This window comes from Promicromonospora sp. NPDC059942 (genome assembly GCF_042731755.1).
Taxonomy (GTDB): Bacteria; Actinomycetota; Actinomycetes; order Actinomycetales; family Cellulomonadaceae; genus Promicromonospora.
On record NZ_JBHWLR010000039.1, the window covers coordinates 1 to 3,727 of the forward strand.

The 3,727-nt window shown below is 75.0% G+C and carries 4 protein-coding genes and 1 pseudogene; 3 read left to right on the forward strand and 2 right to left on the reverse strand.

The annotated features are described in order from the left end of the window. Positions 1-894: pseudogene (locus ACFV9Q_RS28670) on the reverse strand (hypothetical protein); the annotation flags it as partial. A 132-nt stretch (positions 895-1,026) separates the two neighbouring features. Here ACFV9Q_RS28670 and ACFV9Q_RS28675 point away from each other — a divergent pair. Beyond that, positions 1,027-1,683 carry a LysE family translocator gene (locus ACFV9Q_RS28675; RefSeq protein WP_377237235.1) on the forward strand — a complete coding sequence of 219 codons (657 nt, stop codon included), beginning with the start codon at positions 1,027-1,029 and terminating at the stop codon, positions 1,681-1,683. 48 nt (positions 1,684-1,731) lie between these two features. Here ACFV9Q_RS28675 and ACFV9Q_RS28680 read toward each other — a convergent pair whose 3' ends face one another. Continuing rightward, positions 1,732-2,055, reverse strand: coding sequence for a thiamine-binding protein (locus tag ACFV9Q_RS28680; RefSeq protein ID WP_020017921.1), 324 nt, complete (start codon positions 2,053-2,055; stop codon positions 1,732-1,734). Positions 2,056-2,126: 71 nt separating this feature from the next. On the opposite strand from ACFV9Q_RS28680, the gene cofD reads away from it, so the two are divergent. Together cofD and ACFV9Q_RS28690 are read left to right on the forward strand one after the other, a co-directional pair. Beyond that, positions 2,127-3,068: a 2-phospho-L-lactate transferase gene (gene cofD, locus ACFV9Q_RS28685; RefSeq protein WP_377237236.1), complete on the forward strand. Its 942-nt coding sequence runs from the start codon at positions 2,127-2,129 to the stop codon at positions 3,066-3,068. Beyond that, positions 3,065-3,700, forward strand: coding sequence for an NTP transferase domain-containing protein (locus tag ACFV9Q_RS28690; RefSeq protein WP_377237237.1), 636 nt, complete (start codon positions 3,065-3,067; stop codon positions 3,698-3,700). Before cofD ends, ACFV9Q_RS28690 begins: the two co-directional genes overlap by 4 nt. Positions 3,701-3,727 lie beyond the last annotated feature (27 nt).

Here is a 3,727-nt window from a genome sequence, read left to right on the forward strand (position 1 = left end):
CTGCGCACCCCCGCGGAGGCCCGACCGGAGGCCGGTCGCGGCGTTGGTGGGGCCGGCCGACGGGCCGTCGGCCACGGGCGGCTTGGGCGGCGCGGGGCGCTCGGACCGGGGCTGCGGGGCCTGGGCGACGACCGGCATCTTGCCCGTGAGGGCGTAGCCGACCTTCACGCCCTCCTCGAAGGCGTCCTTGGGCGCCGAGGCCCCGCCGGTCACGCCGCCGGTGACGCCCGTGTCCATCGACGTGCTGACCGAGCCCTTCATCGAGCTCGTGATGGTGCCGCCGATCGGCGCCGACTTCGGGGCCGGCAGGCCGGGCGGCAGGTGCACCACGAGCGGCGACACGTCGAGGAACTTGCGGCCGTCGTTCGAGTTCACGACGCCCATCTTCAGCACCTCGACGGGCATCGAGGGCTGGCGCAGGAAGTCGACGGCGTTGAGGATCTCGTCGGGCGCGTTCTGGCAGATGATGATGAGCCGTGCGCCGCCGCCGCCGTTCTTGCCGGCCTGCGTGCGGGTGATCGGCACGCTGTCGTAGAACGCCGCGACGTCGTGCTGGAACGAGCTGGCCCCGCCGCGGTAGCGCGCCGCGAGCTCGGCACGGGTGAGCCGCCCGGCGGCGCCTGCGTGGTCGAGCGCCTTGGCCAGGTTCTCGCGGTCCAGGTCCGCCACGAGCTCCACGACGACGGGCGAGCCCGACGCGTCGAGGGCGAGCAGGTGGGGCTCGTCCGGGCCGGAGCCCTGCGCGATCGGGAAGACCTCTTCACCGAGGAGCCCGTCGATGTGGGAGTCGACCACCTGGTTGGCCGTGGTCTTCAGGCCGGGTTCGGAGCCGTCCGGGCCGTTGGCCGACGTCACGAGGAGTGGCCGTTGGGTATCGACCTCGAACAATGGCATCTCGTGATCTCCCAGGGTCCTGCGGCATCGGTCCGCCTTAGCCTAAAGGCCCCTGGCAAGAGTCCGGAAACACGGGGGTGAAGGTGTAGTGAGACTTGTCCCGGGGTCCTGTCACGTCTAGGGTCCCGGGCCATGACGAGCGCCGCGCCCACGCTGTGGCCCGTCCTGCTCGCCGGCCTGGTCGCCGGCTACGCCGTCGCGCTGCCGGTGGGACCCGTCGCGTCGTACCTCGTGGGGCTGGCCGCCCGGCACCCGTGGCGGGTCGGCGCGGCCGGGGCTCTCGGGATCGCGACGGTGGACGGCGCCTACGCCCTGGTCACCGGCCTCTTCGGCACCATCGTCGCCGACCTGGTGCAGCCCGTCGCCGGTCCGCTCCGGATCGCGTCCGCCGTCGTGCTCGTGGTGCTCGCCGCCCACGGCGCGCGGACCGCGTGGCGCGAGCGGGCGGCGTCGGGCGGCGAGACGCGCACCGACCCGCTCAGCGCGCCGCGCGCCTTCGGCAGGTTCGTCGCGATCACCGCGATCAACCCCGGCACCGTCCTGTTCTTCGCCGTGGTCGTCACCGGCGGCGCGCTGCTGCCCGACGCGGCGGCGACCGGCGCCGCGCCGGTCGCCGCCGTCGTGTTCGGGGTCGCCGCGTTCCTGGCGTCGGCGTCGTGGCAGCTCGTGCTGGCCCTCGGCGGGACGCTGCTGGGCCGGGTCCTGTCCGGGCCGCGCGGCCGGCTGGGCACGGCGCTGGCGTCGTCGGGCCTGATGGTGGCCCTGGCCGTGGTCATGCTGGTGGGGTGAGGCCGCGGACGGCGCCCGGCGCTCCTGAGTTGCCCGGCGCCGCGCGGCTCAGGAGTGGCCGGTCTCCGACTCGTCGGCGGCCAGCCGCTCCTCGACCCGGGCGATCTTGCTGTCGATCTGCCCGGCGGCGGCGCCCGGCCGGATGTCGGCCTTGATGACGAGCGACACCCGGTGGCCGCCCCGCGCGACGGAGTCGGTCGCGCGCTGGATCACCGGCATCACCTCGTCCCAGGACCCCTCGATCTCGGTGAACATCGAGGTGGTCCGGTTCGGGAGGCCGGACTCCCGGACGATGCGGACGGCCTCGGCGACCTGGTCGGCGACGGACTCGCCTGCGGTCATGGGGGCTACGGAGAACGCGAAGACAGCCATACCCCCATCCTGCCCCCTCCGGCCGGGTCCGGGAGGTACTGACCGGCACGACGCGCACGTAGGCTCGACGCGTGAACGTCACCCTCCTCGCCGGCGGGGTCGGCGGTGCGCGGCTCGCGCACGGCCTCGATCTCGCGCTCGGCGCGGCACCCACCGGAAACCAGGCCCCGGCCCTGACCGTCGTCGTGAACGTCGGCGACGACACCGAGCTGCACGGCCTCGACATCTCCCCCGACATCGACACCGTGCTCTACACCCTCGCCGAGCTGAACGACGAGGAGCGCGGCTGGGGCCTGCGCGGCGAGTCGTACGCGACCCTGTCCGCGCTCAAGGACCTCGGCGAGGACACCTGGTTCACGCTCGGCGACCGGGACCTCGCGACCCACATCGTCCGCACCGCGTGGCTGCGCCGCGGCGAGCCCCTGTCCGCCGTCACGGCGCACCTGGCGGCCTCGATGGGCGTCCGCCCGCGCGTTCTGCCCGCGACCGACGACCGCCTCGCGACCCTCGTCGACACCCCGTCGGGGCGGCTCGGCTTCCAGGAGTACTTCGTGGGGCGGCAGCACGCGGACGCCGTCCTCGGCCTGCACTTCGACGGGGCCGACGCCGCCCGCCCGGCCCCCGGCGTGCTCGACGCGCTGGCCGCGGACCTGGTGGTGCTCGCGCCGTCCAACCCGTTCCTGTCCATCGAGCCGCTGCTCGCGGTGCCGGGGGTGCGGGACGCGTTGGCGACCGCCCCGGGCCGGCGCGTGGCGGTCAGCCCCATCGTGGGCGGGCAGGCGATCAAGGGACCAGCCGCGCAGATCCTGGAGTCGCTGGGGCACGAGGTCTCGGCCCTGGGCGTGGCCCGGATCTACGCGGACCTCGTCGACGTCATGGTGATCGACGAGCGCGACGCGAACCTCGCGGGACCCGTCGCCGACCTCGGCCTGACGGTGCACGTCACCGACACGATCATGGGCGGCCCGCCCGGCCGCGAGCGCCTGGCCCGCGAGCTGCTGGCGTTCGGATGACCCGCTCGCCCGGGCCGGGCGGGGGCACGACGGCGGTGGTGCCCCTGCGGGACGGCGTCTCGGGCAAGTCCCGGCTCGCCGCGGTGCTCGACGCGGGTGCGCGGCGCCGGCTGGTCCGGGTGCTGGCCCGGCACGTGGTGTCCACGCTGCTCGCGGCCGACGGGATCGACCGGGTGGTCGTGGTGACGGCCGACCCGGTCTTCACGCGCGAGACCCTGGCCGGGCTGTCGGTCGAGGTGCTGGAGCAGCCCGCGGACCGGCCGGGCCTGAACGCCGCGCTGGAGCACGCCCGGGAGACGCTGGCGGCGGGCGGCGGGGCGGGCGACAGCGCGGACGGCGGGGCGGGGGTCGCCGCAGACGGCGGGGCGGGGGTCGCCGCAGACGGCGGCGCCGGCGTCGCCGCGGACGGTCGGGGCCGCCTCCTGGTCGCGCACGCCGACCTCCCGGCGCTGACCCCGGAGGACGTGTCGGCCCTGCTCGCCGAGCGAGCCCCGGTGGTGATCGCGACAGACCGGTACAGGTCGGGCACCAACCTGTTGCTCCTCCCCTTTGAGGCCCGGGTTTCTCCGCTTTCGAAAGGTGGGAAGCGGGGGAAACCGGGGCTCAAAAGGGAGGTTCGGTTCCGGTTCTGAGGGGGGGTGGTGGAAACCCCCCCCGAA

Coding starts and splice junctions, on each gene's coding strand:
- ACFV9Q_RS28675 (WP_377237235.1), top strand. CDS start 1,027: ATGACGAGCGCCGCGCCCACGCTGTGGCCCGTCCTGCTCGCCGGCCTG.
- ACFV9Q_RS28680 (WP_020017921.1), bottom strand. CDS start 2,055: ATGGCTGTCTTCGCGTTCTCCGTAGCCCCCATGACCGCAGGCGAGTCC.
- ACFV9Q_RS28690 (WP_377237237.1), top strand. CDS start 3,065: ATGACCCGCTCGCCCGGGCCGGGCGGGGGCACGACGGCGGTGGTGCCC.